This is a genomic window from Nocardia sp. NPDC051787 (assembly GCF_040681325.1).
Lineage (GTDB): Bacteria > Actinomycetota > Actinomycetes > Mycobacteriales > Mycobacteriaceae > Nocardia.
Genome location: NZ_JBFAYO010000026.1, coordinates 81,829 through 108,599 on the forward strand (window position 1 = coordinate 81,829; position 26,771 = coordinate 108,599).

Consider the following 26,771-nt stretch of genomic DNA (forward strand, 5'->3'; position numbering starts at 1 on the left):
TCTTGCCTCGGGTAATCGGCCTAGTATGCGGGTCGCACGATTTCGAGAGGACGTTCATCTCATGGCAAAGAAGGTCACCGTTAGCCTGATCGACGATGTCGACGGTGAGTCCATCGCAGACGAGACCATCGAGTTTGCGATCGACGGTGTGTCGTACGAGATCGATCTGTCGTCGGCAAATGCGGCGAAGCTGCGCGACGGTTTGGAAGAGTGGGTTTCGAATGCGCGCCGGGTCAGCGGTCGGCGCCGGGTCAAGGCCGCCGCGACGGCGGCGGGTACGCCCAAGAGCCGGGTCTCCATCGACCGGGAACAAAGCGCCGCAATTCGCGAGTGGGCGCGTCGGAATGGACACAAGGTGTCCGCGCGGGGTCGAATCTCGGCCGACATCACCGACGCGTACAACAAGGCCGCGAAGGGATAGTTCTATTTCGGCCGCCGTCCCGGCGAATCGTGCGACGTCGGGGCGGCGGTCTTGTTTGTGATAGGGCTTCGATATAGCAGCAAGACCAGATCACACGGTGGCCCGTGACGGGAGGCGAATCGATCTTGCTCGAGGTTCCCGAACGGGGCACCATGGAAACGTGCGACGGTCACTGGCGGTATGGAAAGGCGAGGTATCGGCGCAGTGACAGGATTCGTCGGATCATTCTTACGGTTCACTGATGACGACGGTCGCCAACAGGAGTTCACCCTGACGCCTGACCGCGGCCGTGTCACCATCGGTCGTTCTCCGCATGCCGATCTGTCGCTGAGCTGGGACGCGGAAGTCTCCCGGCTGCACGCGGCGGTCGAATACCTGGGCGCGCACTGGACCATCGTCGACGACGGCATTTCCCGCAACGGCACGTTCGTCAACGGTGACCGGCTGGTCGGCCGGCGCAGGCTGATGGCCGGCGACGTCATCCGGGTCGGCACCTCGAAGGTGTCCTTCCACGATTTCGGCGGTGTCGCCGACGACATCACCCGCACCTCGACCGGCTCGATTCCCACCGCGCGTTCGCTCACCGAGACGCAGCGCTCGGTGCTGATCGCGCTGTGCCGCCCGTACAAGCACGGCGCCGGTTTCGCTACGCCCGCGTCCAATCAGCAGATCGCGGAGGAGCTGTTCCTCAGCGTCGACGCGATCAAGACCCATCTTCGCGCGCTGTTCGCCAAGTTCGGCGTGGAGGATCTGCCGCAGAACCAGAAGCGGGTGCGGCTGGCTGGACTGGCCATGCAGAGTGGGCTCATTTCCGATCGGGACCTGTGAGACCTACACCGTAGACGCTCGCTTAGCCGGTCGAGCTTCTCGGCCATGGAGAGTGCCCGCGTCAGGCGCTTGACTTGGAGGCACGCGTCGGCGGCGATTCTGCTCCGGCCGGGTTTTCGAGCAGGAGGAAATCATGACCGCCACACGTCTCGCCGCACTGGTGCTCGCCACGCTGGCGACGGGCCTGATCGCGGGTCTTTTCTACGCGTACGCCAATTCGGTGATGCCCGCCCTGGCCCGCACGGACGACCGCGCGATGATCGACGTGATGCAGAAGATCAACGTGGTGATCATCAACCCCTGGTTCATGATCGGGTTCCTCGGCGCGGTCGGGTTCACCATCCTGGCCGCGGCGCTGCACCTGGGGCGGGAGCACCGGAGCACGCTGATCTGGATCGTGCTCGCGCTGGTGCTCAACGTGATCGCCTTCGCGGTGACCTCCGGGTTGAACGTCCCGCTCAACGACCAGCTGGCCGCCGCAGGTGATCCCGCCTCGATCACCGATCTCGCCGCAGTCCGCGCCGATTACGAATCGGCTTGGGTCCGTTGGAACATCGCGCGCGGCGTCTTCCACACGCTGGCCTTCCTGGCGCTGTGCGGCGCGCTGTTCGTCGCGGGCGTCCAGCAGGGGAAGTCGACCGTCGTGGCAGGAACGGCGGGTCAGGTGATCGCGGGCCAGTACGCGGCGCCGAACCAGCCCGGAGTGCCCGCTCTCGGTCAGCGCTAGTTTTCTCCGGCAACCCGCCGGAATTTCCCCCGCCTGGGACACTCCATGCGGTAGCTTCCCGGAACACGGTCGATACCTGGAGGCTATCGTGCGACGTGTCTCAGGCTTTTCGTTGGTCGTCTCGTTGGTCGTCGTGCTGCTCGCCGTGGTCTGCGCCGCCATGGCGGGCTCGACGCACGCGCAGGAGCGATATCCCGTCGACTACAACTTCTTCGCCGGAATTCCCGCCGAGCTGGCGAATCCCGGTGGGTCGCTGCCCGGCACCAACGACTGGTCCTGCCGGCCGAACCCCGCGCGCCCGAACCCGGTGGTTCTCGTGCACGGCACAGGTGGTGGCGCACAGACGAGTTGGGGCGTGTATGCGCCACTGCTGGCCAACGAGGGCTACTGCGTGTACGCGGGCACCTTCGGCAACTACGACGTGCCCTGGCCCGGGTCGGCCATCGGCGGCATGCTCCCGATCGAGCGGAGCGCGGCGCAGCTCGGCGCGTTCGTGGACCGGGTACGCGCCGCGACCGGCGCGGCCCAGGTCGACCTCATCGGCCACTCCCAGGGCAACTTCATCGGCAACTACTTCGTCAAGCGGCTCGGCGGTGCGGCGAAGGTGGACAAGATGGTCGGACTGGCCCCACCCTGGCTCGGCTCGAACGCGGGCGGCATGGCGGAACTGAACGATTTCGGCACGCGGCTGGGTCTGGGCCCGGTCTTCGACGCGGTGGCCGGATCGCCGTGCCAGGCATGCCGCCAGGTGTTGCAAGGATCGGAGTTCGTACGCGCCCTCAACAAGGACGGCGTCTACCACCCCGGCGTGACTTATACGAATATCGCGACCGTGCTGGACGAGCTGGTCGTGCCCTACACCGCCGGACTGGTCGCCGGGCCTGGCGTGACCAATATCGTGGTTCAGGACGGCTGCACGCAGGACTACTCTGGGCATACGGGCATAGCGGGCAGCCCACGAGCCGCGACCTACGTGCTCAACGCGCTCGATCCCGCGCATCCACGCCCGGTGCCCTGCGGTTTCGTCGCTCCGTACACCGGGTAGGTAGCCGGGGTCATACGTGTGCGCCGGAGATCCGGTCGTCGGGCAGCCTGTTCGCTGAGGGCAAAACCTGGCCGGAAACGAATCCCGCGATGCCCACGTTATGAGTGAATGACCGTGCTGTCGCCGGTCGGCAATAGGGTGGACTGGCGACGGCGGCATCCCCCGCCAACTAGAGTGGAGGCGGGGGCCGCAACCCCCGGGCTTCATGGCAGTCTGACGCCCACGGTTGTACACAGCACACTGCGGCGTCTGTTGCCAGAATGTCGGAGCAGGAGAGTGAGGGAGCGATGTTCGAGAGGTTCACCGACCGCGCGAGGCGTGTCGTTGTCCTGGCCCAGGAAGAGGCCCGGATGCTCAACCACAACTACATCGGCACCGAGCACATCCTGCTGGGGCTGATCCACGAGGGTGAGGGCGTCGCGGCCAAGTCGCTGGAGTCGCTCGGCATCTCGCTGGAAGGCGTGCGCAGCCAGGTGGAGGAGATCATCGGCCAGGGCCAGCAGGCCCCGTCCGGGCACATTCCGTTCACCCCGCGCGCCAAGAAGGTGCTGGAGCTGAGCCTCCGCGAGGCACTGCAGCTCGGCCACAACTACATCGGCACCGAGCACATCCTGCTCGGCCTCATCCGCGAGGGCGAGGGCGTGGCGGCGCAGGTGCTGGTGAAGCTGGGCGCCGATCTCAACCGCGTGCGTCAGCAGGTCATCCAGCTGCTGTCCGGGTACCAGGGCAAGGAGCCGGTCGAGTCCGGCTCGCGCGGTGAGGCGGGCACCCCGTCCACCTCGCTGGTGCTCGACCAGTTCGGCCGCAACCTGACCCAGGCCGCGCTCGAGGGCAAGCTCGACCCGGTCATCGGCCGCTCGAAGGAGATCGAGCGGGTCATGCAGGTGCTCAGCCGCCGCACCAAGAACAACCCGGTGCTGATCGGCGAGCCCGGCGTCGGTAAGACCGCCGTGGTCGAGGGTCTCGCGCAGGCCATCGTCAACGGCGAGGTCCCCGAGACGCTGAAGGACAAGCAGCTCTACACCCTCGATCTGGGCTCCCTGGTCGCGGGCAGCCGCTACCGCGGTGACTTCGAAGAGCGCCTGAAGAAGGTGCTCAAGGAGATCAACACCCGCGGCGACATCATCCTGTTCATCGACGAGCTGCACACGCTGGTTGGTGCGGGCGCCGCCGAGGGCGCCATCGATGCGGCCTCGATCCTGAAGCCGAAGCTGGCCCGCGGCGAGCTGCAGACCATCGGCGCGACCACCCTCGACGAGTACCGCAAGTACATCGAGAAGGATGCCGCGCTGGAGCGCCGGTTCCAGCCGGTGCAGGTGGGCGAGCCGACCGTCGAGCACACCATCAACATCCTCAAGGGTCTGCGCGATCGCTACGAGGCGCACCACCGGGTCTCCATCACCGATGGCGCGCTCGTGGCCGCCGCCACCCTGGCCGACCGCTACATCAACGACCGGTTCCTGCCGGACAAGGCGATCGACCTGATCGACGAGGCCGGTGCGCGCATGCGCATCCGTCGCATGACCGCTCCGCCGGACCTGCGCGAGTTCGACGACAAGATCGCCGAGGCGCGCCGGGAGAAGGAGTCCGCGATCGACGCGCAGGACTTCGAGAAGGCCGCGCGGCTGCGCGACAAGGAGAAGCAGCTTGTCGCCAAGCGGGCCGAGCGCGAAAAGCAGTGGCGTTCGGGCGATCTGGATGTCGTGGCCGAGGTCGACGACGAGCAGATCGCCGAAGTGCTGGCCAACTGGACCGGTATCCCGGTGTTCAAGCTCACCGAGGAGGAGACCACCCGTCTGCTCCGCATGGAGGACGAGCTGCACAAGCGGATCATCGGCCAGGAGGACGCGGTCAAGGCCGTCTCCAAGGCGATTCGCCGCACCCGCGCCGGTCTGAAGGACCCGAAGCGCCCGTCCGGCTCGTTCATCTTCGCCGGTCCGTCCGGTGTCGGTAAGACCGAGCTGTCCAAGGCGCTGGCGAACTTCCTGTTCGGTGACGACGACGCGCTCATCCAGATCGACATGGGCGAGTTCCACGACCGCTTCACCGCCTCGCGGCTGTTCGGTGCCCCTCCGGGCTACGTCGGCTACGAGGAGGGCGGCCAGCTCACCGAGAAGGTGCGTCGCAAGCCGTTCTCGGTCGTGCTGTTCGACGAGATCGAGAAGGCCCACCAAGAGATCTACAACACCCTGTTGCAGGTCCTGGAGGACGGCCGCCTCACCGACGGCCAGGGCCGGACCGTGGACTTCAAGAACACGGTGCTGATCTTCACCTCGAACCTCGGCACGTCGGACATCTCGAAGGCCGTCGGCCTCGGCTTCACGCAGAGCAACGCCGAGGGTTCGAACTACGAGCGGATGAAGCTCAAGGTCAACGACGAGCTGAAGAAGCACTTCCGGCCCGAGTTCCTCAACCGTATCGACGACGTGATCGTCTTCCACCAGCTCACCACCGAGCAGATCGTCGAGATGGTGGACCTGATGATCGGCCGCGTCGCGACGCAGCTGAAGAACAAAGACATGGCGATCGAACTCACCCAGAACGCCAAGAACCTGCTGGCCAAGCGTGGCTTCGATCCCGTGCTCGGTGCCCGGCCGCTGCGCCGCACCATTCAGCGCGAGATCGAGGACCAGCTGTCGGAGAAGATCCTCTTCGGCGAGATCGGCCCTGGCCAGACCATCGCGGTCGACGTCGAGGGCTGGGACGGCGAGGGCTCCGGCGAGGACGCCAAGTTCACCTTCACCGGTAAGGCGAAGCTGACCAAGGCCGCCGCAGAGGAGAAGCCCGAAGTCGTGCTGACCGGCGCGTCGGAAGGCTCCGCGGAGGCCGCCTCCGGCGAGTAACTCCTGAGCACAAGAGGCCCGCATCACCGGTAGACGGTGGTGCGGGCCTCTTGTGTGCCGCGCGGGGTTCCGGAGGGCGAGCAGCCCCCTAGTTGGTCGGCACGCTGAAACGCCTCGCCGATATCGGAATCGACATGGTGATCGGCAGGGTGGCCGGAGTGGATGCGATCACCGCGCTGGACGTCATCGCCGAGAGGTGATTCCGGCCGTCGCCGAGTTATGAACCGTGGCGGCGAGCGTTACGCCGGGTGTGCGGTCGGCGCACGGCCAGGGTCCTGCGGCGTAATGGCGCACAAATTGCCGACTCCGGCCGATTCTTTCCTGGCCCAGGTCGAAAACCTGACCTGGTGACCAGACAAGTCCCGCCGCCCTATCGGAAGGCTCTGCGCACTGGTCTGGCGTGACCAGGTGGAACACCGTGTCAGTGGCCGTGTCAGGCGGGCGTCAGAGTGGTGTCAGGCCAGACGCCGAGAGTGGTTGCCATGACGAACAACAGCATCTCCTCGACCGACTCGAAGTGGACCGGCATGGTGCCGGTCGACGATACGGCCCTGGCTGTCACCGATACCGGCGGTCCCGGTATCCCCGTGGTCTACCTCAATGGCCAGTTCGCCACGCAGGGTTACTGGCGGAAGGTCATCGCCGACCTTGGTCCCGGGTTCCGGCACATCACCTACGACGAGCGGGCGCGCGGGAAGGCGCGGCGTTCGGCGGACTATTCCTTCGAGGCCGCCGTCCGGGATGTCGATGCCGTCCTAGCGGCCAGGGGTGCGGACCGGGCGCTGCTGGTGGGCTGGTCCTACGGGGCCGTCGTCGCGGCACACTGGGCCGCCCGGAATCCGGACCGTGCCGTGGGCGCGGTCCTGGTGGACGGCGCGTTCCCGTACGACTGGCTCGACGAGGCCATGGAGCAGCGGATCCGCACGCTGTACAAGCGGCTGAGCTGGTTCATTCCGCTGCTGCGCCCGACTGGGTTGACCCCGCGGATGAGCGCCGCGCAGCAGGCCGAGAGCAACATCGAGCTCGGCAGGCTCTCTCGCGAGCGCGAGCTGGGCCCCGTGCTGGACGACATCACCGTGCCGGTGCGGTATGTGGTTGCTTCGGGCACGTCCTTCGGAAGCCGCGGTGATGAGCAGGAACGGATCCGCGCCGGTCTCGATGCGGTGACCGCCCGCAACCCGAACATCCGCATCAGCGCCAAGGTCGCCAGCAACCACGGCGCCCTCCTGCGCAAGGACTTCCGCGCCATCGCCGCGGCCGTGCGCGAGACGGCAGCGGCCCAGGACCAGGGGGGTTCGCCGAGCCGATAACCGACGGGCTCACCATCGCACGGACGGCCGCGTTCGCCGCCGCAACGACGTACTCGACCCACCCCGGATACCTGGGCACCAACCCGGCCGCATCCACCATCCATCCGTTCAATCGCATTTCGCCCCAACAAATTCGAAGGAGCACACCATCATGTCCATCACCCTGACCGACCAGGACAAGGCCACCGTCCGGACCGCCACGTACGGCGCCGTCTCGCTGATGGCCGCCGCCGATGCCACCGGCTCGCCGCACAAGGCTTCCACCGACGGCACCATCGCCCTGGCATCGGCGACCGGCCTGGTCGGGCACGTGCTCGCCGCGAAGTCCAAAGACATCACGCTGAAGGGCAAGACCGTCGCCGAACTCGCCGACCACGTGCTGCCGGCCCTGACCGCAGCCATGAACCTGCTCGGAGAGAAAGATCCGGCCGAGGCCGAGAACTTCCGGAGCACCGTCATCGTCGCCATCGACGCGGCCGCCCGGCTTCACAAGGGCACGCCCAGCCCCGCCCTGGCCGGTATGGCCCGCAAGATCACCGCAGCCCTCGACGCCGCATGAGGGCGAAGAATCCGGCCGGTACCATCCGGCCGGATTCCACTCTCGGCGGCTGCGCCGCTGGTCAGACGGGTGCCTCGACCGGCGCCAGCAGCGCTGGGGCCGACCCCGGACCCACGCCATCCCAGCCTCACCGGTGAAGGTGGTGGTCAACGCGCCGGCTGAGGCGATGTCCTCAGCTCGTCTTGATGGTCCCGCCGTCGATGACGAGGTCGGCTCCGACGATGTTGGCAGCCTTGCCCGAGACCAGGAACGTCACGAGGGCCGCGACCTCTTCCGGTTCGGAGATTCGGCCCGAGGCGATGCCGAACTGGTCCGGCAGCGCCGCAAGCAACTGTTCGTGCGAGATGCCCTGGGCGGCGGCCAGCTTCGCGCCGACCCATTCGGAACCGCGCCAGATCCGGGTGCCGACCACGCCGGGGGAGACCGTGTTGACGCGGACCCCCTGCGGACCGAACTCCTCGCTCAGGCGCTTGCCGAAGGCAGTGAGCGCGGCCTTGGCCTCGCTGTAGCCGACCGGCCCGGCGGACGGCAGGTGTGCGTTGATCGAGGAGACGTTCACGATCGCGCCGCGACGGTCGAGCAGGCTGGGTAGGGCGGCGCGGGTCGCCCAGACGGCGCTGAACAGGTTGACATCCAGGAAGTGCTGCCACTGATCGTCGGTGCTGTCGAGGAACCCGCCCAGCGTCAGCCGGTCGGGGTTGCCGCCACCGACGTTGTTGATCAGGATGTCGATGCCACCGAGTTCCTCCAACGCGGTCTCCACGAGCGCAGTGGCGCCCTCTTGCGAGCTCAAGTCCACCGAAACGGTCGCCACGGTGGCTTTTTCGAGTTCGGGTGTGATGGTGCGGGCGGCGCCGACCACACGTGCGCCCGCGGCGGACAAGGTCTCGGCGACGGCGAGGCCGATGCCGCGGCTCGCTCCGGTGACGACGGCGGTCTTGCCGGTCAATTCGAGATCCATGGAGATCTCCTTTCTTGAACTACAGGTCAAAAATCGGGGTATGCGAGAGCCGCCGCAATGTGGCGGATCGGTCAGAGGGCGGTGAGGGCGACGTCGATGATGCGATACAGCGCTTCGGTATCGCGGGTTTTGGCCATGATGCGCAGACCGGCGGTGGTGTTGAGCAGGAACTCGGCCGTGGCCCGCGCATCGACGTCGGGACCGACGTCGCCGTCGCGTCGGCCCTGTTCGATCCGGGCGGCCAGCACCGCGACGATGCGCTCCTCGATGCCACGCAGGGCTCGGGTGATCTCCTCATCGTGGCCACCGAGCTCGGCGGCCGTGTTCACGACCATGCAGCCACGCCGAACCGGCTGTGCGACATCGGAATCCACGGTGTCACGCAGGTAAGCGCCGACGCGTTCGCGGGTGCTTCCCGGTTGGAACAGCAGCTCCTCGGCGTGCTCGACGCCCATCCGCCCGTAGCGGGCCAATGCCTGGTCGAACAGTTGCCGTTTGCTGCCGAATGTGTGGTACAGGCTGCCCTTGCCGACGCCGGTGGCCTCGGCGAGTTGCGCGGGAGAGGTGCCGCCGTACCCGTGGGTCCAGAACTCCTCCATCGCGCGCTCGACCACGATATCGGTTTCGAAGTTCCGCGGCCTGCCCACGGGAAGGACTCTAAATGTTCTTGACCTACAGGTCAAGAAAGCTGGTGGCGGCGGCGGTTCGTGGTCAACGCACCCGGCCGTGTCTACTCGAGCCTGGAACCCGGGTGGCTCCACACGGACCGCCCATTCCGCTTCCCGTACAGCCGACCCCGCTTCCCGTCCAATGGTGAACTCGAGATGTGGGAGTGGTTCCTGACCGATCAACCCACCCCATTCTTCGTCGAGATTTCCGTATACGACCCGCCCGGCAAAGCAGGCCGCACCCTGGACGTCGCGATATACCCTCCTGTCGGAAAGCAATTCACCGCTGCGCAGGCCACACAACTCGCCGAACGGCATCTCCCCTACTTGGCCCAGCCCGGTGCCGTGGACGACTACACGATCGAAACACGCAACGGCCCCGTTTTCGCGGTCTTCATCGGCGGTTGCCAGCCATCCTGGCGCGATGTCTTACCGGAGTCGTAGCCCTACGCGCGTCAGCATGAACGCTGCTAGTGCGAGTGAAGGGCCGGGCTGAGAGCGTCGAAGCGGCGGCGGAATCGTTCGGCGGCATCACCATTTCTGCGTGCGGCGGCCAGGCGTACCGGCCGCAATTCGGCCACCAAGCGTGGGGAGTTGACCGGACCTTCCAGAATCGATAGTGCGGAATGGCCTTCGGTGACAGCACTGCTGGTGTCCCCGAGGCCGGCGAGCGATGCTGCGAAATAGGCGCGATACGACGCCTCGTCTCGCGGTAGATTGCCGGGGCGTCCAATGCTTTCGCGAAACAGCTCCACCGACTGACTGTGTTGCCCAAGTATCTTGCGGCCCTTGGCCTCATGGACCTGAAGCTCGGCCACCGTGACATGGTCGAGCCAGGCAGGGTCGTCGGTGCCTTCGAGACCGCGATCCGCTTCGCGCCACACTCGTATCAGTGCCCGTTCGAACTCCCTGCGGTCTCCTATGGCTGCGTGTGCGGTGGCTTCTTCTGCCGCGCGCAGTGCGTTCAGCCGGATCGAAGGGAGCTGACGGACGAGTTCAGTCGCACGGTGCGCGAGCCGTATCGACTCCCGGCCAGGTTCGGTTGAGCCGACGCCGACATTTGCGAGGTCACCGAGCGCTGCCGCCAACAGCAGTGTGTCGCCGCATTGTTCTGCCAGCAGGACCGATCTCATCAGGCAGTGCCGCGTGATGTCCGGTCGTCCGCAGTCACGTGCCAACCACGCTGCGGTATTGGACAACCAGCCGACCGCATTCGCCAATTCAGCACCGGTGCGCGGACCGTATTCACCATGGTCGAGCAGGCGACGCGCCAAGCGGTACTGCTGAAGAGCGTACTGCGCGATACTGCCACCGCCGAAACGATTGTCATGCTCCCACAGCCGTTGCGTCAGGGTCTGGATATATGTGATGTGGCCGGTGCCGACGCGTATCGAGTCCGCCGCTGCTGCCGGTGTCGCAGTGCTCCCGACGACGGCTGCCATCGTTGTTGCTGCTAGGCCGAACTGTCTGCGGTCCACGTTCTCGGCTCCTTCACCCTCCCCGGTTTCGATGGTCCTCGGATCGGAGGGTTCGAGCAAGATCGGGTCAGCGCCGAGCGTGGGATACCGAGTGCGTCGGCGGCGCGGGTCAGTTCCCGAACATCGAAGATGGTGGCGACTTCGCCGCGTTCCACCCAATCCGTGCGCTGGCTCGCAGATTGGGCTACGACCTGGCCCGAACGCTGACTCTCGGGCCCGAGGTGGACGCACCGGTCATGCGGCTGCGCATACTCGTCGATCGCCTCGGTGCGGCCGCGGTCATCACGCCCCACCTGGAACACCTGCAAGCCGCCGAACAGCAAGTCATCGCTGTATCCGATCTCATCACTCTTGACCCAGAACGGATCTGGCGACACAGCCCTGCGGCTCACTGGGGTTCGGCCCATCCCGGAGGCTCGTCCGCGCGACCGACCCGCCCGTGTCGAATCGGTGCAGTGCGACGACCGGTGAGCGCCGCCGCGGGCCTCACGCCGACCATGCCCGATGTCGGTGGGCAGTCCCGCTGCCGCCCGACAAGTTGTTGCGGCGTGTGCCACGTGCGCTCATCGGGGATGTGCGGTTCATCGCCCACCGTCGAGTGGAGTCCGTCCGGCCATTGTCAGAGGGCTGCCCGCGCAGGCGGGTTTCCTCTGCGCGGGAGGTCAGCGAGCACCGTCGGTGTCCTGAGCGCTGGCGGATTCGGCGGCCCGATCGGTAATCGGGGCCAAGGCGTGTTGGGCTTCCCTGCGCACCGCGCTATTGCCAGCCCGGGCGGACCAGGCCGGATTCGTAGGCCATGACCACGAGCTGGGTGCGGTCTCTTGCGTTCAGCTTGGTGAGGATGCGGCTGACGTGGGTGCGCGCCGTGGCGGGGCTCATGAAGAGACGGTCGCCGATTTCGGCGTTGGTGAGACCCTCGGCGACCAAGGTCATCACCTCGCGCTCGCGGTCGGTGAGTTCGGCGAGAGTTGCGGCCGGTGGTGTCTTCGCGCGTGCGGAGAACTCCGCGATCAGCCTGCGGGTGACGCCGGGGGACAGCAGGGCATCGCCCCCGGCGACCACGCGGACGGCGCGCACCAGATCGGCCGGTTCGGTGTGCTTGACGAGAAATCCCGTCGCGCCGGAGCGCATCGCCTCGAAGACGTACTCGTCGAGTTCGAAGGTGGTCAGCACGACGACGCGCACGTCGGCCAGCTCGGCGTCCTCGGCGATCATGCGCGTGGCGGCAAGGCCGTCCAGGATCGGCATGCGGATGTCCATCAGCACCACGTCGGGGCGCAGGCTGCGGGCCATGCGCACCGCCTGTTCACCGTTGTCCGCCTCGCCGACCACTTCGATGCCGTCCTGGGCGTCCAGGAGTGCGACGAACCCGCCGCGCACCAGAGCCTGATCGTCGGCCACCAGGACGCGGATGCTGTCGTGCCCGGCTGCGCCGTCGTGGTCATGCATCGAAGGAGACTCCTCTGCGCCGCCCGGTTCGTCCCCACCGGACGCTACGGCTTTCCAGCGGATGTACTCGGCTGCCCAGCAGTGCCGGCATGCTGCAACTGCCGTAAGCGCGCCGCCCAGTGTGTGGGCCCGCTCGCGCATGCCGATGATGCCGTTGCCGCCGCTGCTGCCGGAACGCGACGGGACGCTGGTCGAGCGGGTGTTGTCGACGGTGATGTCGACCGAGTCCGCCGCGTAGCCAGCCGACTGCCCCGTGCGGTCGTGGTCGGCGGCGTGTCGACCGAAGGCGCGTCTCCCCTCTGGGTGTCGTCGTGGGGTCGTACATCGCAGCCTCCTCTGCCATCGGAAGGAGCTAGCGCTTCACGCGTCCGGCGGATGTGCTCGGTCGGTCGGTGGGTTCGTTTTGCGAACCGCCTGATGGGGCCGTAGTCGTCCCGGGGATGCCTGATGCGGCTGTGCTCGGGGCGGCCGTGCGCGGGGGCGGGGCCGTCTTGGTCGGCACATCGCTGCTCGGCGCCGTATCGGGTTCGGCCGCCCCCGGCGTGGATGCGCTTGTTGCCGCGTTGCCACGGACGGGCGTGCCGGAGGTGGCCGTGCTCGATGCTGCGTCGATCGGTCTGGTGCCGGGCGGCGTCGTTCCTGGCGTCGCCGTGCTCGGCCCGGCTGCTTCCTGATCGGTTGCGGTTGTCGCCACGTTGCTCCGTGCGGGCGTGCTCGGTGCTGTGCCGATCGGCGTTGGTCCTGGTGACGTCGTATCCAGTTGGGCTGCTCCCGGCTCAGGGGCTCGGGCGGGCAGCCGCGCCGCGACTCGGAAGCCGCCGCTGGGACGCGGGCCTGCCGTGAGCGCGCCGCCGAGTGCGTGGGCCCGCTCCCGCATGCCGATGACGCCGTTGCCGCCGCTGTTGGACCGTGACGGGGCGGAGGTGGGGCGTGTGTTGTCGACGGTGATATCGACCGAGTCCGTCGTGTAGCGCACGGTCACCGTCGCGTCGGCGCCCGGCGCGTGGCGGAGCACGTTGGTCAACGACTCCTGGATGATCCGCACCGCCGCCGCGTCGATGACGCTGGGCAGCTGCTGCGGGGTGCCGAGCACTCGGGTGCCGACGGTCAAACCGGTCGCGCGCGGGCGCTGCAACAGCTCGTCCAGGTCGCCGACGCTCGGAGCGGGAGCGCGCGGGGCGGGCGGCAGCTCGGCGGCATAGGCCTTCCTCGCGGAACTGTCGCTCGAAGCAGGCTCGGCAGTGGTCGAATCGCTGTCGTCACGCGAGCCGGGCGTGTGGCGATGGCCGGCCTCGTCCTCGGTGTGCGCGGCGGCCGGTTCGTCCTCGGGCGTCGCGACCGTTCCGGATCGGATCGTGTGCAGCAGCGCGTGCACCTCGGCGAGCGCGTCGCGGCTGGCGACTTTGATCGCCGTCAGCGCCGTCTCCGCGTGCTCGGGCCGCTTGTCGAGAAGTTCCAGCGCCACCGAGGACTGCACGTTGATCATCGAAAGGCTATGGGCGAGCACGTCGTGCAACTCGCGGGCGATGGCCAGGCGCTCCTCGCTGGCTCGCCGCTCGCGCTGCGCCTGCTCGTCCCGGAGCGCGGCTTCCGCCCGCTGTCTGCGGGCGACGAGCACGGCCTTGCGCTGCCGGATCCCTTCGGCCACCGACAGCAGCACGGCCAGCCACGCCATCAGCGCGAAGATCTGCCACAGGTCGGCGGGACGGCCGAGCAGCGCGGGCACCGGCCAGACCAGGGCGAGGTAGCCGAGCGGGACGAGTGGATAAGTCCACCAACGGGATCCACTGCTCGCGGCGGTCAGAAAGGCGATGACCAGCGAGACGAAGACGGGCCCGTACCCGTAGCCGCGCAGGGAATACGCCAGGCACGCGGCCAGGACGACGAACAGCACCGGCACCGGCTGCGCCCGCCGCCAGATCAGCGCCACGGGACCGGCGAGCAGCAGTAGGTACCCGAGCACATCGAGGGAGTGCACGCCCGTCTGCCGCATGTTCGCGAAGGTGCCTCCGACCACCTGAACCGCGGCCACGACGAGCGCGACGCCCCAGTCCAAGCCGACCGAGCTCCGATCCGTAAACGCTGCCACCCGCACGCACGTAGCCTATGCGGCTGAGCCCTGATTCGACGTCCGCCTGTGAACGTATTTCCCGAATACGGCCGATCGGCATTCGAAATATGCGATGGGCGCGGGCGAAGTTCCGCCGTCGCGGACGCGGTGAATCCGTCGTCGAGTGTGCCGTTGCGATCGGCCGTAGGGCTGCAGGTGGCGGTGTTCGTAGTAGTGCTCCGTACGTACACCGAACGTCGCTCCGCGACGGATGTCCTGGCCGGGTCGGCGGCGGATTCTCGGTGCATGACAGATTCGATCGTGGTCACCCGAGGGTTGACCAAACGCTACGGGGAGCACACCGCGGTGGCCGGTGTCCACATGAGCGTCGCATCCGGCGAGATATATGGGTTTCTCGGCCCGAATGGAGCCGGCAAGACCACCACGTTGCGCATGCTGGCCGGGCTGATCCGTCCCAGTGCGGGCACGGCCCTGGTGGCGGGGCGAAGCCCCGGCGATCCCGCGGTGGTCCGCCGGATCGGTGTGCTCATCGAAGGCCCTGGTTTCTATCCCTACCTCTCCGGCCGGGACAACCTGCTGGTGCTGGCGAAGTACCGCGGCCTCGGCCGGACCGACGTGACGGACGCGCTGCACCGGGTCGGCTTGACGCCCCGCGCGGACGACAAGTTCCGCACCTACTCGCTGGGCATGAAACAGCGGCTCGGTGTGGGCGCGGCGCTGCTCGGCGAACCTGATCTGCTCATTCTGGACGAGCCGACCAACGGCCTCGACCCCGCGGGCACGGCGGAAATGCGGGAGCTGATCTCGGATCTGGCCGCCGACGGCCACACCGTGTTGCTGTCGAGCCACCTGCTCAGCGAGGTGCAGGAGATCTGTGACCGGGTCGGAGTGATCTCGCGCGGCAGGTTGCTCACCGAAGCGACGGTCGCGGAGTTGCGCGGGGCCTCGTCGCTGCTGCTGCGCGCCGAGCCGCTGGAGTTGGCGTTACCCGCGGTGCGCCGATTGGTCGGCGAGCGTTCGGCGTTGCTGACCGCGCGGGGCATCCGGATCGAGTCGCAGACCGTGTCCGCGCCTGAGGTGGCACGTGCCGTCGTGGCGTCGGGCGCGGATCTTCTGGAACTGCGGGTCGACGAGAAATCCCTGGAGGAAGTGTTCTTCGAAATGACGCGACTGGAGGCGGTGCGATGAATACGTTGCGGCTGCGTGACCTGGTGGCCAGCACGAAAGCGGAAGCGCTGCGGCTACGGAAGTGGCCCGCGTTCTGGATAATCCTGGGCACCTGGATTCTGCTGAATCTTACGTTCGCCTATCTGTTCAACTACCTGGCGTATACCTCGGGCGAATCCGGCCGAATGTCCAATGGGCTGCCCCGCGAGGCGCTGCTGCGGCAGATGTTGCCCGCTGCGGTGCCGGAAGTGTTCACCCAGGGCATGGCGATGTTCGGCGGTGCGCTGCTGCTCATCCTCGGGGCGCTGACCATCGGCAGTGGATATGGCTGGGGAACTTGGAAAACCGTGTTCACACAAGGGCCTTCCCGGGTGCACGCGGTCGCCGCGGTGGTGGTGAGTCTCGCGGGCGTGGTGGCCGGGCTGGTGTGTGCGGCGTTCGTCGCGGATATCGCGGTGGCCGGAGTGATCGCCGTATCCGAATCGCAGCCGCTCGCACTGCCGGAACTGGACCGGACGTTGCTCGGAATTGTCACCGGCATCGCGATTCTCGGCATGTGGACGCTGGCAGGTGCCCTCATCGGCGCGATCGCTCGCGGCCCCGCACTCGCTGTGGGACTCGGCCTGGTCTGGGTGCTGGTGGTGGAGAACCTGCTGCGCGGCGTCGCGGGCATTTTCCCGCCGATCGAGGTGGTTACCGATCATCTGCCCGGCACGGCAGCGGGGTCGCTGGCCGGGGCGATGCGGACGGTCGACGGACCGGCCACGCCGGGTGTGCTCGATGTGCTTTCGAGAACCGAATCACTGGTCGTGCTGGCGAGCTACCTCCTGCTCTTCGCGGGCGGCACGATCTGGCTGATGCGGAAACGCGATCTGGCGTGAATCGCCGAGAAGCGTTTCCGCGATTGTGCGCAGCGCGTCGGTGATCTGCGCGGAGGTGAGGCCGCGCTCCCGTTGCCGCCGATAGACCTCCGCTGCCAGCGGCGCGAGAAGCGGATCGACCATCGCGTCTGGTTCCCGGATTCCCGCTGCTACCAACAGTACTCGCACGTGCGCGTACCAGAAGCCGTACGCGCCGGTCGCGAAGCGGGCTCCGCCGATTTCGGTGCCGAGCACCAAATGCGCGTGCTCGTCCAGCAATTCGACCATCGCGGCGTAGAAAGCGGCCAGCCGTTGTCCGGGTTCGGCTCCCGGGCCGAGCGGCGGTGGTCCGGAAAGCAACTTTTCTTGCAGGCCGTGCTCGTATTCGTCGAGCAGTGCCACCGCGATCGAGTTGATGTCCGGATAGCGCCGGTACAAGGTTCCGCGACCGACACCGGCCGCCTTCGCGATGTCATCCATCGTCACCGTACGGGGGTCCCGGTTGGCGAACAGTTCCGCTGCCGCCGCCAAGACCTTGGCCCGGTTGCGCGCCGCATCCGCGCGCTCGGGCGATTTCGCCCGGCCGGTCTCGGTACCGGTAAGCAGGTCGGCACGGGGTTCCATGCTGCGACTCTAGCCGACGCCGGAATAAGTGGACAATATGTCCGGTTAAGGCTAGCGTCGTTCGGAACTGAACCGGACGATATGTCCAATTAATTGGAGGTTTGGTCATGAGCACCTTGTTGCATCTCGATGCCAGTGCACGGCGTCGGTCGATCAGCCGGGAGCTGAGCGCCGCATTCGCCGGCGCATGGCGTGCGCGGCACCCCGACGGCGACTACCGCTACCGCGATCTGGCCGCCGACCCGGTGCCGTTCATCGGGGAAGCGTGGACCGAACTGTGCGATGCGGTGCTGGCCCTGCCGAGTACAGATCCGGAACGGCTCGGTGAACTGGTCCGCACCCCGGAACAGGCTGCCGCGTGGGGGATCATCCGGCCGCTGCTCGCGGAACTGCTCGCGGCAGACGTCATCCTGATCGGCACTCCGATGTACAACTACTCGATCCCAGCCTCCCTCAAAGCATGGCTGGACCAGGTGACCTTTCCTCGGATGTCGTTGGGCGAGCGGCGGTTCGTCGTGACGACCGCACGTGGTGGCACGTATTCGCCGGGCGCGCCCAAGGCGGCGTACGACTATCAGGAACGCTTTCTGCGCGACTTCTTCGCAGGCCATTTCGCGGTTGCGGACACGGTTTTCGTGCACGCGGAGCTCGCCAATTCCCGTCAGGACCCCGCGCTCGCGCATCGGCGCGCGGAGCACGACGTGTCCTACACCCTCGCGCTGGCGACGGCGCGCGATCTGGCCGAGGAGTACTGAGATGAACTGGGTGGTCCTCGGTATCGCCGGACTGGTGGAGATCGTCTGGTCGCAGAGCATCAAGCCGACCGAGAACTTCACCAGACTCGTGCCGACGCTGGTCTGTTTCGCCCTCGGCGTCACCGCCGTGTACCTGCTGTCCAGGGCGATGCAGACGCTCCCCGTCGGCACCGCCTACGCGGTCTTCACCGGCATCGGAGCCGTCGGCGCGATCACCCTCGGCATCGTCGTCAACAAGGACCCGCTCAGCGCGGGCCGCGTACTCGCGCTCGCACTGATCGTCGGCGGCATCGTGCTGGCCAGGATCACCAACGCGGAGTGACCTGCCGTTGTCCACCGGGCGAGCGACGGTTCCGGGCGCTGGATAGATGCCCGGCGGGCGCGTCCTGTCGCCGAGGCATCCTGGCGGTCCAGGTGTGCGTTCGGGCGTCGTCGATCGCTCGGTCGAGGGAGCGTCTCTTGGTTTGGGCGGCCATACCCGATGTGCTTGGCGCATCTGGGATTCCAACGCGCTGGACTTTGACCACAGCGCGAGTGCGGACCGGACGACGGCGCGAAACTGATCGGCGAAGCGGTGGGCTGGGGCGAGGCAGCCGGGGTAGGTTCGTCCTGAATCGTCAAACGATCATCGGCGAAAGGACCGTGATGCCCACACGTACCGCGCGTACCGCCTGGACCGGCACCCTGCAGGAGGGTTCGGGACAGGTCGAGCTGACCAGTTCGGGGGTCGGCAAGTACGACGTGTCGTTTCCGAAACGTTCCGCCGAGGAGGCCGACGGCACCACCAGCCCGGAGGAACTGATCGCGGCCGCGCACTCCTCCTGCTACGCGATGGCGCTCTCGGCGCAGATCGGCAACGCGGGCGGCACGCCGGAGAGCCTGGACGTCACCGCCGACGTGACCCTCGGCCCCGACCCGGCGGGCGGCTTCCGGATCACCGGCATCAAGCTGACCGTCCGCGGTCGCGTCTCCGGCATCGACGCCGACGCCTTCCAGGCCGCCGCTGCGGCCGCCAAGGCGGGCTGCCCGGTCAGCAAGGCGCTGGCTGGTGTCGACAACATCACCCTCGACGCGGCCCTCGCGTAGTTTCGCGCGGCCGCTTTGTTCCCCGCACACCGCGGTGACGTGTGCGGGGAACGAGGCGGGTGCCTGAAGAATCACCGCCTGCGGAGTCAGCCGCAGGGGCGCGGGTTTGGAGCGCGGCGGGTGCGCCAAGTATCAGCGTCTGCACGGGTGGCGCGGGTTTGGCGAGGCGGGTGCGCGAAGGATCAGTGCTCGCGGAACCATCGGCGGGCGGAGCGGGTGTAGAGCGCGGGAACTGCGATGAGTACGGCGGCTATGTGGGCTGCGCGGAAGACACCGAGCGATACGGACACGGCGGTGACGTCGGTGAACAGGTCGCGCAGTTCCTTCGCCGACATGGCCGCCGCCAGCGGCTCGCTGATCAGCGAGAGCAGACCGAACACGCCGATGCCCACGGTGATCAGCAGACGCGCCCAACGGTCGCCATGCGTCATACGTACCGCGACGGCCAGCACCACGAGGTAGATCACGATACGTATACCGAATCCGGCCAGCAGGTCCGCGCGTTCGGCGTCGAACGCACGCGCAGTACGCACGAACCCTTCGGCGACGCCCGCCAGCAAAGCGACGACAAGCCCCACGAAGGCGACACGAACAGCGCTTGGTGCGGGGACCCGCAGTGAGGCGGAAGGAAAGGCAGTGCCGGTCATAGGATCGACACTGCCGCAGCGCTTCCGGACGCGAATCAGTCCGCGGTAGCAGCCGTTACCCGTACCGGGGTATCGGTACGCGCCGCGAACTCGGTGAGTGCCGCGAAGCCAAGGGCCAAGCATGTCCACAGCGTCGCCGTCTCGGCCAGTGACGCGATCCGGAACTCCCACAGCAGGGTGGCCGGGAAATCCACACTGACTTCGTCGACGCCGGGCAACAGGACGTAGCCGAGCGCCGTCACCAAGACGAACGCGGCAACACCGCCGATCAGCCGGATCGTGGACAGTTGTGCGCGCAACACGGTGAACACCGCCACCGCGGCACCGACCGCCACGATGCCGAGCAGCACCGCCGCCAGCCACAGCAGGGTGCGGTCGTTGATGGTGTCGGGATCACCCACCGCCGGTGGATTGGCCGGATACTTGAAGAATGGCACCGCGACGATCGCGGCCCAGCCGGCTACGCCCAGCACCAATGCGAGCCGCGGCCCGGACAGCGTGGTGTAGCGGCGCGCGACATGCGCGACCGAGGCGTAGATGGCGCCGAGCGCGACCCCGGCCAGCCCGAGCGCGAGGAACTGCCCGAACTTCTGGCCGGTGCGGCTCACCAGGGGTTCTTCTTCGTCCCCGTGCGAATGCCCGGCCGGCGACTCGGCGTGCGTGTGCTCGGTGGCGGAACCCGCTTCTTCGATGGCGATCGCGGCGTCCACCTTGGGTTCGCCGACGAAATAACCGACTGTCGCGGCCAGCAGCCCGGCGATGAGGCCGGCCAGCAGGCCGCGAAGCAGCAGTGTCGTGAGCGATCCGATCAGTGGCACGGAAGCCCCAGCAGGTGGCGTCCGTCGTGCATCAGCTCATGCAGGTACATCCCGCTGCGCGAGATGACGCCCTGGTCGAATCCGACCAGGTAGAGCGTGAGTAGTGCGAGAAGAACGACACCGACCGTGACGAGCACGGTGGCCAGGGAATCGGTTGCCCGGCTGGGTGAATGCGCGATGGCCATTCGAGTCCTCCTTGGGATACGCGTCCCATCGGGTGGTGGCGCGACGGTGCCGGTGTCTGGCTTTCCGGCACCGGACTCGGTGCATGGAACACAGTGGCGCGACCGCTCCGGAATCTCACCGGAATTACCGCATCACCTTCGCGTTTGTCCTTCGAACTGTGACACTCGCACGCACCCGGCGTCAACTATGTCCGGCACGGGCGTACCACGGTGTCGGGCGAGTCGCCGGGCAGGCAGGCCTGCCCGGCGATAGGCACCGAGGTCAGTTCGCGGGCTTCCCGGCGACGTCGAGCACGACCTCGAACTCGAGCAGCGAAGCGCCCGTCGCGACCGGCTTCTGGCGCTCGCCCGCGTGCGCCTCGCGCGCGGGCCCGTCCCGCCACGCGGCGAAGGATTCCTCCGAATCCCACTGCGTGACAACGAAGTACCGGCTCTCTCCGGCGACCGGGCGCAGCAGCTGGAAGCCGAGGAAGCCGGGCGAGTTCTCGACCGCGTGCGCACGGTGGGCGAACCGCTTCTCCAGTTCGGGGCCGGCGCCCTCGGGAATCTCGATCGCGTTGATCTTCACAACAGCCATGCGTCCAAGCTAGCGGTTGCCGCCGAGCAGGTGTTCGGTGCCTCGTATTGTCGAACCGATGTTGCACGACGAAGGCGGGGCAGGCGCGCCGATTCTGCTGCTGCACGGACTGATGGGCAGCGCGCGCACGTGGCGCGATCAGCTGGACTGGCTGCGCGAACACGGCCACGTCTACACCTTCGACGCCGCCGGGCACGGCAGGCCCGCACCGGCGGAACTGACGACCGAGGCGTTCGTCGACGACCTTGCCATGAGCACGGCGGGAATCACCGAGCCCATGGTGGTGATCGGGCATTCGATGGGCGCGCTGCACGGTTGGGTGTTCGCCGCGACCCACCCCGAGCGGGTCCGAGCGCTGGTGATCGAGGACATCGCACCGGACTTCACCGGCCGCACCGCCGCGCACTGGGCCGCGATGATCGAGGCATGGCCGCAGCCGTTTCCCGACGCCGAGGCGGTGCTTTCCTTCTTCGGACCGGTGGCCGGGCAGTACTTCCTGAACGCGTTCGAGCGCGGACCGGAGGGTTACCGGCTGCACGGTTCGGTCACCACGTTCCGTGACATCTCCGAGGAGTGGGGCACGCGGGACTTCTGGCGGCAATGGCACGCCGTGCGGATGCCTACCCTGCTGCTGGAGGGCGAGCACAGCATCACCCCACCGGGACAGATGCGGCGGATGGCCGCCGCGCATCCGGAAGCCGACTACGTCTTGGTCCCCGGCGCGGGGCACCTCGTGCACGATGACCAGCCACAGCGTTACCGGGCGGAAGTCGAGCGCTTCCTGCGGCGGGTGCTCGGCGGTTAGGCGTGCCTCCGCCTTCGCTCCGGCCGAGCGCGGGCTGACGACGGACTACGTCCGGCAGCGCCCATCCGGGACGGCTTCCGCGTCGTGGCCGCCGCCCTCGCCCGCGAGCGCGAACAAGCCATCGGCGGTTTGTTCGATCAGGCCGTCCACCAGTAGCGAGTCGAGCGCCCGATCGCGTTGTCCGGGGTCGCGGGTCCAGGCCAGATCGAGGCGTATCCGCTCGACCGGCCCGCTGGCGTGGCGCAGGACGTCCAGCAGGCGACCGCGGGCTTGGCGGTCGGTGCCCTCGTACTTCTGGGTGCGGCGGACCAGGTCGGTCGCCGGCCGTCCCGCGGTGATCCACGCGCAGCTCGGCAGCGGACACCGCGAGCAATCCGGGGTGCGCGCGGTACACACGGTCGCGCCCAGTTCCATAAGGGCCGCGGAGAATACGGCGGCGCGGTCGATCTGGTGTGGCAGCAGAGCTTCGGTCTCGGAGAGATCGCGCGAGGACGGATTGCCCGCTTCCGCGCGCCCGTGCACCGCTCTGGCAACCACGCGGCGGACGTTGGTGTCCACCACCGGAACTCGCTGACCGTAGGCGAAACACGCGACGGCGCGCGCGGTGTAAGCGCCGATGCCGGGCAGGCCGAGCAGCACCTCCACGTCGGCGGGCACCTCATCGCCGTGCTCGGCCGCCAGTACTCCGGCGCACTCGTGCAGGCGCAGGGCGCGCCGCGGATACCCGAGCTTTCCCCAGGCCCGCAGCACTTCGGCCGGCGAGGCTGCCGCCATCGCCGATGGGACCGGCCAGCGCGCCACCCACTCGCGCCAGATCGGCTCCACGCGCACGACCGGGGTCTGTTGCAGCATGATCTCGCTCATCAGGATTTGCCACGCGGTGACGCCCGGCCTGCGCCACGGCAGGTCGCGCGCGGTCGCTCGATACCAGTCCAGCAACGTGTCCGCGTCGATGCCCTTCGGTGCGCCGTTCCGCACTGCCCTCACTATCCCTGTCCTATCGCCGCAAGGCGGTATTTGCCCACCCGTAACCAACCAAACTCGCTGGTAACACAACCGGCGTGCACAATGGTCGGTATGCCGGATTCCAACCCGATCAGTGCCTGGAAGTCCCTGCGAGAAGGCAACGAACGCTTCGTCAGCGGTACGCTGCTGCATCCTAGCCAGGGCGCCGCGGACCGGGCCAAGCTCGTCAGCGGCCAGCACCCGCACGCGATCCTGTTCGGCTGCGGCGACTCCAGGGTCGCGGCCGAATTGATCTTCGACCAGGGCCTCGGCGACATGTTCGTCGTGCGCACCGCGGGCCATGTGGTCGACAGCTCTGTACTCGGCTCGATCGAGTACGGGGTGCAGGTGCTCAACGTGCCGCTCATCGTAGTGCTCGGCCACGACAGCTGCGGCGCCGTGAAGGCGACCATCGACGCGCTCGACGGCGGCGAGGTCCCCGGCGGATTCATCCGCAGTGTTGTGGAGCGGGTCACGCCGTCCATTTTGATCGGACGCCGCGAAGGTCTGTCCACCGTCGACGAGATGGAGGCCAGGCACGTGGTGGAGACCAGCCGCCTGCTCATGCAGCGGTCGATGATCATCTCGCAGCGGGTCGCGACCGGCGAGTGCGCGATCGCGTGCGTCACCTACAAGCTGGCCGAGGGCAAAGTGCAACTGCACCGGGTCGTCGGCAACATCGGCGAGGTGGTCTGAAACCGCGGCGCGCCCAAGGTTTGCCCAGCGTGCCGGCGGAATGTACCTGCCGCCAACGGGTGCGGGCGGCCGACACGCCGTGCCCCTGAGACGCTGTGCCCGATCGTGCCCTTACCGTTGAGGCGTGCTGGAACCGAATGGACCGCTGCCACCGGAGATCTACTGGCGTCGTCGCGCATTCGCCATCGGCATCCTGGTGGTCGCGCTGGCGCTGGTGATCTGGGTCGTGCTCGCGGTCGTGCGCGGCGGTGACTCGCCGGGCGACACCAAGGTCGCCGGGTCCAGTTCGGTCGTGGCCAAGCCCGCCGACACCGGGGCGGCCAAGCCGTCCGGCGCCGGTGATTCCGGCGCACCGAAGTCGTCCGCCGCCGGCGTGGCGGCGGCGGCCCCGTGCCCTGACCAGTCGCTCGCGATCAAAGTGACCGTCGAGCAGCCCACTTACCGGACCGGCGAGCAGCCGGTGTTCGGGATCGTCATCACCAATATCTCGTCGGTGGCCTGCACCCGCGACATGGGCTCCGGTCTGCAGCAAGTGTCGGTGCATACGCTCGACGGCCAGCGGCGGCTGTGGTCGAGCACGGATTGCTACCCGGACGGCCAGCCCGACGTCCGCACGATGAATCGCGGTGAGCAGGCGGCGTTCACGGTGACCTGGTCGGGCTCCACCTCGCAGCCCAACTGTGCGGGCGAACGTGTTCCGGTGCCGCCGGGCGCGTACAACGTGGTGGCGCAACTGGGTTCGGTGCGCAGCGCGGCCGAGCCGTTCAACATCGCTTGACTGTGCCTGTTTTGCAGCGCCTGCGGCGCTGCGTGTTCGCGGCCCCCTTGTGGCTCGCGTCCGAGCGACCGCCGCTTGCGACTTCGTCGCTTGCGCATCGGCCACTCGGACGCGAGCCGGGCCGCGAACGGGCAATGTTCGGTCTCGCTGCGCTCGAAAGCGGGGCTCGGGCCGGTGTGGTCGCGTTTGTGGTGAGCGTGCGCTAGCTCGCAGCCTCTTCAGGTGCGGCACGCAGTTTGCGGAGGCCCGCTATGCGGATGGCTGAGCGGAGGTCGCTGACCTCGTGGATTTTCATAGTGGTTTTCGCGGGGGCAAGGCCGGGAGGTATCAGGGCGGTGGTGAAGCCGAGGCGTTCGGCTTCGGCCAGTCTGCGGCTCACGCCGGTCACCTTGCGGACCTCGCCCGCCAGCCCGACCTCGCCGAGGATCACCCAGCCCGGAGGGATCGGCACATCGGCTTCGGCGCTGGCGATGGCCAGTGCGATGGCGAGGTCGGCCGCGGGCTCGACCAGGCGCATGCCGCCGACCGTCGCGGCGTAGACGTCGCTTTTGCCGAGGAATACCCGGCCGCGGCTCTGCAGGACGGCCAGCACCATGGCGACCCGGTTGTAGTCCAGCCCGCTCACCGCGCGGCGCGGCTGCGGGATCTCGGTCTTCACGGTGAGGCCCTGCACCTCGCCCACCAGGGGTCGTTTGCCGTCCATCGCGACGGTCACCGCGGTGCCCGGCACCGAATCGGTCCGGTGGTGCAGGAACAGGCCCGACGGATCGTCGACACCGGCGATACCGTCCTCGTGCAGTTCGAAGCAGCCCACCTCATCGGCGCTGCCGAAACGGTTCTTGATGCCGCGCACCATGCGCAGCGTCGAGTTCTTGTCGCCCTCGAACTGCAACACCACGTCGACAAGGTGTTCGAGCGTGCGCGGACCGGCCACGTTGCCGTCCTTGGTGACGTGCCCGACCAGCAGCACCGCGACCCCGCTCGCCTTGGCCAGCGAGGTCAGCGCGGCGGTCACCGCGCGCACCTGGGTGACGCCGCCGATCACGCCGTCGGCGTCCGGAGCGAGCATGGTCTGTACGGAGTCGACCACGAGCAGCGTCGGGCGCACCTGCTCGATGTGCCCGAGCAGGATCGACAGATCCGATTCCGACGCCAGATAGACCCGCTCGTGCACCGCGCCGGTGCGATCGGCGCGCAGCCGGACCTGGCCCGCTGATTCCTCCGCCGTGACATAGAGCGATTTCTCGTCGCGCTCCCTCGCCCACCGATGGGCGACCTCGAGCAGCAGCGTCGACTTGCCCACCCCCGGTTCGCCGGACAGCAGCACCACCGAACCGGGCACGACGCCGCCACCGAGCACCCGGTCCAGCTCGCTGACTCCGGTCGGCCTGGCCTTGGTGACCTTGGCGTCGATTTGGGAGATCGGCGCGGCCGCGGTACTGGGCAACATCGCCTTGCGCCCAGGGGCACCGACCGCACCTGCTCCGACGGCGACCTCGTCGACGGTGCCCCAAGCCCCGCACTCGGGACACTTGCCCACCCATTTGGCGACTTCGTGCGAACAGGCGGAACACCGGAAGATCGGCTTGGTCTTTGCCACACGGGCACCTTACGCACCAGCACCGACATGGTCGGATTGCTGCGGCACCGCGTGCCGGACGCGATATACCTGTGCCGAGTCATGCACAGGGGCCGATTCCCCAATACCTGCGGCGCGCCGTGCCGGATGCGTACAGACCACTACACCTGGCCGAATCATGGCACCGCTGCATACGCCAACTCTGGAGTCGGAGGCACTACCGGAAGGCCAGCGAGCGCTACCCGCAACTACACCGGCCCAACCCCCAGTTTCGAGCGAAGCTTTCCAGGAGTGCTGCGCTCCGCCGTGGGTGAGGAAAATTCGCTGTGTGTGGCGGTTGGGTGTGTGGCTGCGGGTTGTGGTCGGTGGTTGTGGCGGGTGATGCTGGGTGGGTGTTTCGGTCGACCCCGATGTCTCGGTGTTGCCGGTGAGCCCGCAGCGAAGCTTGGGGCGGAGGGCACCATCTGGTCCACGGGTACCGTGGAATGTTGTCTTCGAGCACGAGTGTCAGACTTCTGTTCGACCCCCGCCCTCCCCGAAACGCGTACCCACACAATCGAACACAGGTATGTCAGGATCGGTGGTGCGTGATGGATGTGGTGCACGCGCGGTGCGCGGGGATCGATTGCTCGAAGAAGGACGCCAAGGTGTGTGTCCGGGTGCAGGGATCGGGTCGGCGCGCGAAGTCGGCGGCGGTCACGACGTGGGGCGCGACGACGAGCCAGATCCTCGCGCTATGTGAGCATCTGGTCGCGGCGAGGGTCACCTGTGTGGTGATCGAGTCCACCAGCGACTACTGGAAACCGTTCTATTATCTGCTTGCCGAGGA

General features: G+C 67.6%; 28 protein-coding genes, 1 pseudogene and 1 riboswitch. Of the genes and pseudogenes, 17 read left to right on the forward strand and 12 right to left on the reverse strand.

The genetic code is table 11. From position 1 onward, the window contains the following. Positions 1 to 61 precede the first annotated feature (61 nt). The 7 genes from AB0M45_RS24965 to AB0M45_RS24995 all read left to right on the forward strand — a co-directional run bounded on the left by AB0M45_RS24965 (position 62) and on the right by AB0M45_RS24995 (position 7,733). A complete protein-coding gene (locus AB0M45_RS24965; RefSeq protein ID WP_040773246.1) occupies positions 62 to 421 on the forward strand; it encodes an Lsr2 family protein in 360 nt (119 codons plus the stop codon). Positions 422 to 601: 180 nt separating this feature from the next. Then, positions 602 to 1,249 (forward strand): FHA domain-containing protein, encoded by a 648-nt coding sequence (locus AB0M45_RS24970; protein WP_364333760.1) that lies wholly within the window; start codon positions 602 to 604, stop codon positions 1,247 to 1,249. A gap of 133 nt (positions 1,250 to 1,382) precedes the next feature. Then, positions 1,383 to 1,976: an anthrone oxygenase family protein gene (locus AB0M45_RS24975; protein WP_364333763.1), complete on the forward strand. Its 594-nt coding sequence runs from the start codon at positions 1,383 to 1,385 to the stop codon at positions 1,974 to 1,976. 160 nt (positions 1,977 to 2,136) lie between these two features. Beyond that, positions 2,137 to 3,021: an alpha/beta fold hydrolase gene (locus AB0M45_RS24980; RefSeq protein WP_364333869.1), complete on the forward strand. Its 885-nt coding sequence runs from the start codon at positions 2,137 to 2,139 to the stop codon at positions 3,019 to 3,021. A 287-nt stretch (positions 3,022 to 3,308) separates the two neighbouring features. Then, the gene (locus tag AB0M45_RS24985; protein ID WP_364333766.1) at positions 3,309 to 5,864 is read left to right on the forward strand and encodes an ATP-dependent Clp protease ATP-binding subunit; all 2,556 of its coding nucleotides are present in this window, start codon (positions 3,309 to 3,311) and stop codon (positions 5,862 to 5,864) included. Positions 5,865 to 6,346: 482 nt separating this feature from the next. Continuing rightward, positions 6,347 to 7,174, forward strand: a complete 828-nt coding sequence (locus tag AB0M45_RS24990) for an alpha/beta hydrolase (protein ID WP_364333769.1) — start codon at positions 6,347 to 6,349, stop codon at positions 7,172 to 7,174. Positions 7,175 to 7,325: 151 nt separating this feature from the next. Then, the gene (locus AB0M45_RS24995) at positions 7,326 to 7,733 is read left to right on the forward strand and encodes a hypothetical protein (protein ID WP_364333772.1); all 408 of its coding nucleotides are present in this window, start codon (positions 7,326 to 7,328) and stop codon (positions 7,731 to 7,733) included. A gap of 172 nt (positions 7,734 to 7,905) precedes the next feature. On the opposite strand, the gene AB0M45_RS25000 is transcribed toward AB0M45_RS24995, so the two are convergent. Continuing rightward, positions 7,906 to 8,694 (reverse strand): oxidoreductase, encoded by a 789-nt coding sequence (locus AB0M45_RS25000; RefSeq protein ID WP_364333775.1) that lies wholly within the window; start codon positions 8,692 to 8,694, stop codon positions 7,906 to 7,908. Positions 8,695 to 8,765: 71 nt separating this feature from the next. Continuing rightward, entirely contained in the window at positions 8,766 to 9,341 is a 576-nt protein-coding gene (locus AB0M45_RS25005; protein WP_364333778.1) for a TetR/AcrR family transcriptional regulator, read from the reverse strand. A 177-nt stretch (positions 9,342 to 9,518) separates the two neighbouring features. Between AB0M45_RS25005 and AB0M45_RS25010 the strand changes: the two genes are divergently transcribed. After that, positions 9,519 to 9,806 carry a hypothetical protein gene (locus tag AB0M45_RS25010; protein ID WP_364333781.1) on the forward strand — a complete coding sequence of 96 codons (288 nt, stop codon included), beginning with the start codon at positions 9,519 to 9,521 and terminating at the stop codon, positions 9,804 to 9,806. A gap of 26 nt (positions 9,807 to 9,832) precedes the next feature. Here AB0M45_RS25010 and AB0M45_RS25015 read toward each other — a convergent pair whose 3' ends face one another. From AB0M45_RS25015 to AB0M45_RS25025, 3 genes are all read right to left on the reverse strand, one after another. Next, positions 9,833 to 10,840, reverse strand: a complete 1,008-nt coding sequence (locus tag AB0M45_RS25015) for a hypothetical protein (protein ID WP_364333784.1) — start codon at positions 10,838 to 10,840, stop codon at positions 9,833 to 9,835. 756 nt (positions 10,841 to 11,596) lie between these two features. Next, on the reverse strand, positions 11,597 to 12,289 hold the full coding sequence (locus AB0M45_RS25020; RefSeq protein WP_364333787.1) for a response regulator transcription factor: 693 nt from the start codon (positions 12,287 to 12,289) through the stop codon (positions 11,597 to 11,599). A gap of 352 nt (positions 12,290 to 12,641) precedes the next feature. Beyond that, positions 12,642 to 14,384: a histidine kinase gene (locus AB0M45_RS25025; protein ID WP_364333790.1), complete on the reverse strand. Its 1,743-nt coding sequence runs from the start codon at positions 14,382 to 14,384 to the stop codon at positions 12,642 to 12,644. Positions 14,385 to 14,645: 261 nt separating this feature from the next. Between AB0M45_RS25025 and AB0M45_RS25030 the strand changes: the two genes are divergently transcribed. Together AB0M45_RS25030 and AB0M45_RS25035 are read left to right on the forward strand one after the other, a co-directional pair. Then, positions 14,646 to 15,548, forward strand: coding sequence for an ABC transporter ATP-binding protein (locus AB0M45_RS25030; protein ID WP_364333793.1), 903 nt, complete (start codon positions 14,646 to 14,648; stop codon positions 15,546 to 15,548). Continuing rightward, on the forward strand, positions 15,545 to 16,408 hold the full coding sequence (locus AB0M45_RS25035) for an ABC transporter permease (RefSeq protein ID WP_364333796.1): 864 nt from the start codon (positions 15,545 to 15,547) through the stop codon (positions 16,406 to 16,408). Before AB0M45_RS25030 ends, AB0M45_RS25035 begins: the two co-directional genes overlap by 4 nt. On the opposite strand, the gene AB0M45_RS25040 is transcribed toward AB0M45_RS25035, so the two are convergent. After that, on the reverse strand, positions 16,328 to 17,011 hold the full coding sequence (locus AB0M45_RS25040) for a helix-turn-helix domain-containing protein (protein WP_364333799.1): 684 nt from the start codon (positions 17,009 to 17,011) through the stop codon (positions 16,328 to 16,330). The two genes, AB0M45_RS25035 and AB0M45_RS25040, sit on opposite strands and share 81 nt — an antisense overlap. A gap of 107 nt (positions 17,012 to 17,118) precedes the next feature. On the opposite strand from AB0M45_RS25040, the gene AB0M45_RS25045 reads away from it, so the two are divergent. The 3 genes from AB0M45_RS25045 to AB0M45_RS25055 all read left to right on the forward strand — a co-directional run bounded on the left by AB0M45_RS25045 (position 17,119) and on the right by AB0M45_RS25055 (position 18,852). Further along, entirely contained in the window at positions 17,119 to 17,766 is a 648-nt protein-coding gene (locus tag AB0M45_RS25045; protein WP_364333802.1) for an NAD(P)H-dependent oxidoreductase, read from the forward strand. A 1-nt stretch (position 17,767) separates the two neighbouring features. Continuing rightward, entirely contained in the window at positions 17,768 to 18,088 is a 321-nt protein-coding gene (locus AB0M45_RS25050; RefSeq protein ID WP_364333805.1) for a multidrug efflux SMR transporter, read from the forward strand. Between the two features lie 323 nt (positions 18,089 to 18,411). Beyond that, positions 18,412 to 18,852 carry an OsmC family peroxiredoxin gene (locus AB0M45_RS25055; protein WP_364333807.1) on the forward strand — a complete coding sequence of 147 codons (441 nt, stop codon included), beginning with the start codon at positions 18,412 to 18,414 and terminating at the stop codon, positions 18,850 to 18,852. Between the two features lie 182 nt (positions 18,853 to 19,034). On the opposite strand, the gene AB0M45_RS25060 is transcribed toward AB0M45_RS25055, so the two are convergent. The 4 genes from AB0M45_RS25060 to mhuD form a co-directional block, all read right to left on the reverse strand. Beyond that, positions 19,035 to 19,430, reverse strand: a complete 396-nt coding sequence (locus AB0M45_RS25060; RefSeq protein ID WP_364333810.1) for a hypothetical protein — start codon at positions 19,428 to 19,430, stop codon at positions 19,035 to 19,037. 104 nt (positions 19,431 to 19,534) lie between these two features. Beyond that, positions 19,535 to 20,317 (reverse strand): CbtA family protein, encoded by a 783-nt coding sequence (locus AB0M45_RS25065; protein ID WP_364333813.1) that lies wholly within the window; start codon positions 20,315 to 20,317, stop codon positions 19,535 to 19,537. Beyond that, positions 20,308 to 20,502, reverse strand: coding sequence for a CbtB-domain containing protein (locus tag AB0M45_RS25070; RefSeq protein ID WP_039794710.1), 195 nt, complete (start codon positions 20,500 to 20,502; stop codon positions 20,308 to 20,310). The genes AB0M45_RS25065 and AB0M45_RS25070 overlap by 10 nt, the downstream gene beginning before the upstream one ends. 29 nt (positions 20,503 to 20,531) lie before the next feature. Further along, positions 20,532 to 20,684, reverse strand: a riboswitch (cobalamin riboswitch). An 80-nt stretch (positions 20,685 to 20,764) separates the two neighbouring features. Continuing rightward, entirely contained in the window at positions 20,765 to 21,079 is a 315-nt protein-coding gene (mhuD, locus tag AB0M45_RS25075) for a mycobilin-forming heme oxygenase MhuD (protein WP_364333818.1), read from the reverse strand. A 58-nt stretch (positions 21,080 to 21,137) separates the two neighbouring features. On the opposite strand from mhuD, the gene AB0M45_RS25080 reads away from it, so the two are divergent. Beyond that, on the forward strand, positions 21,138 to 21,884 hold the full coding sequence (locus AB0M45_RS25080; protein ID WP_364333821.1) for an alpha/beta fold hydrolase: 747 nt from the start codon (positions 21,138 to 21,140) through the stop codon (positions 21,882 to 21,884). 45 nt (positions 21,885 to 21,929) lie between these two features. Here AB0M45_RS25080 and AB0M45_RS25085 read toward each other — a convergent pair whose 3' ends face one another. Continuing rightward, positions 21,930 to 22,874, reverse strand: a complete 945-nt coding sequence (locus AB0M45_RS25085) for an A/G-specific adenine glycosylase (RefSeq protein WP_364333872.1) — start codon at positions 22,872 to 22,874, stop codon at positions 21,930 to 21,932. A gap of 87 nt (positions 22,875 to 22,961) precedes the next feature. Between AB0M45_RS25085 and AB0M45_RS25090 the strand changes: the two genes are divergently transcribed. Both AB0M45_RS25090 and AB0M45_RS25095 read left to right on the forward strand, forming a co-directional pair. After that, positions 22,962 to 23,585 (forward strand): carbonic anhydrase, encoded by a 624-nt coding sequence (locus AB0M45_RS25090; protein WP_357734849.1) that lies wholly within the window; start codon positions 22,962 to 22,964, stop codon positions 23,583 to 23,585. A 124-nt stretch (positions 23,586 to 23,709) separates the two neighbouring features. Beyond that, positions 23,710 to 24,363 carry a hypothetical protein gene (locus AB0M45_RS25095; protein WP_364333825.1) on the forward strand — a complete coding sequence of 218 codons (654 nt, stop codon included), beginning with the start codon at positions 23,710 to 23,712 and terminating at the stop codon, positions 24,361 to 24,363. Between the two features lie 202 nt (positions 24,364 to 24,565). Here AB0M45_RS25095 and radA read toward each other — a convergent pair whose 3' ends face one another. Then, positions 24,566 to 25,963, reverse strand: coding sequence for a DNA repair protein RadA (gene radA, locus AB0M45_RS25100; protein ID WP_364333827.1), 1,398 nt, complete (start codon positions 25,961 to 25,963; stop codon positions 24,566 to 24,568). Between the two features lie 569 nt (positions 25,964 to 26,532). On the opposite strand from radA, the pseudogene AB0M45_RS25105 reads away from it, so the two are divergent. Next, a pseudogene (locus tag AB0M45_RS25105) lies at positions 26,533 to 26,771 on the forward strand (IS110 family transposase); the annotation flags it as partial.

Coding starts and splice junctions, on each gene's coding strand:
- AB0M45_RS24965 (WP_040773246.1), top strand. CDS start 62: ATGGCAAAGAAGGTCACCGTTAGCCTGATCGACGATGTCGACGGTGAG.
- AB0M45_RS24970 (WP_364333760.1), top strand. CDS start 602: ATGGAAAGGCGAGGTATCGGCGCAGTGACAGGATTCGTCGGATCATTC.
- AB0M45_RS24975 (WP_364333763.1), top strand. CDS start 1,383: ATGACCGCCACACGTCTCGCCGCACTGGTGCTCGCCACGCTGGCGACG.
- AB0M45_RS24980 (WP_364333869.1), top strand. CDS start 2,137: ATGGCGGGCTCGACGCACGCGCAGGAGCGATATCCCGTCGACTACAAC.
- AB0M45_RS24985 (WP_364333766.1), top strand. CDS start 3,309: ATGTTCGAGAGGTTCACCGACCGCGCGAGGCGTGTCGTTGTCCTGGCC.
- AB0M45_RS24990 (WP_364333769.1), top strand. CDS start 6,347: ATGACGAACAACAGCATCTCCTCGACCGACTCGAAGTGGACCGGCATG.
- AB0M45_RS24995 (WP_364333772.1), top strand. CDS start 7,326: ATGTCCATCACCCTGACCGACCAGGACAAGGCCACCGTCCGGACCGCC.
- AB0M45_RS25000 (WP_364333775.1), bottom strand. CDS start 8,694: ATGGATCTCGAATTGACCGGCAAGACCGCCGTCGTCACCGGAGCGAGC.
- AB0M45_RS25010 (WP_364333781.1), top strand. CDS start 9,519: ATGTGGGAGTGGTTCCTGACCGATCAACCCACCCCATTCTTCGTCGAG.
- AB0M45_RS25020 (WP_364333787.1), bottom strand. CDS start 12,289: ATGCATGACCACGACGGCGCAGCCGGGCACGACAGCATCCGCGTCCTG.
- AB0M45_RS25030 (WP_364333793.1), top strand. CDS start 14,646: ATGACAGATTCGATCGTGGTCACCCGAGGGTTGACCAAACGCTACGGG.
- AB0M45_RS25035 (WP_364333796.1), top strand. CDS start 15,545: ATGAATACGTTGCGGCTGCGTGACCTGGTGGCCAGCACGAAAGCGGAA.
- AB0M45_RS25040 (WP_364333799.1), bottom strand. CDS start 17,011: ATGGAACCCCGTGCCGACCTGCTTACCGGTACCGAGACCGGCCGGGCG.
- AB0M45_RS25045 (WP_364333802.1), top strand. CDS start 17,119: ATGAGCACCTTGTTGCATCTCGATGCCAGTGCACGGCGTCGGTCGATC.
- AB0M45_RS25050 (WP_364333805.1), top strand. CDS start 17,768: ATGAACTGGGTGGTCCTCGGTATCGCCGGACTGGTGGAGATCGTCTGG.
- AB0M45_RS25055 (WP_364333807.1), top strand. CDS start 18,412: ATGCCCACACGTACCGCGCGTACCGCCTGGACCGGCACCCTGCAGGAG.
- AB0M45_RS25070 (WP_039794710.1), bottom strand. CDS start 20,502: ATGGCCATCGCGCATTCACCCAGCCGGGCAACCGATTCCCTGGCCACC.
- mhuD (WP_364333818.1), bottom strand. CDS start 21,079: ATGGCTGTTGTGAAGATCAACGCGATCGAGATTCCCGAGGGCGCCGGC.
- AB0M45_RS25080 (WP_364333821.1), top strand. CDS start 21,138: ATGTTGCACGACGAAGGCGGGGCAGGCGCGCCGATTCTGCTGCTGCAC.
- AB0M45_RS25090 (WP_357734849.1), top strand. CDS start 22,962: ATGCCGGATTCCAACCCGATCAGTGCCTGGAAGTCCCTGCGAGAAGGC.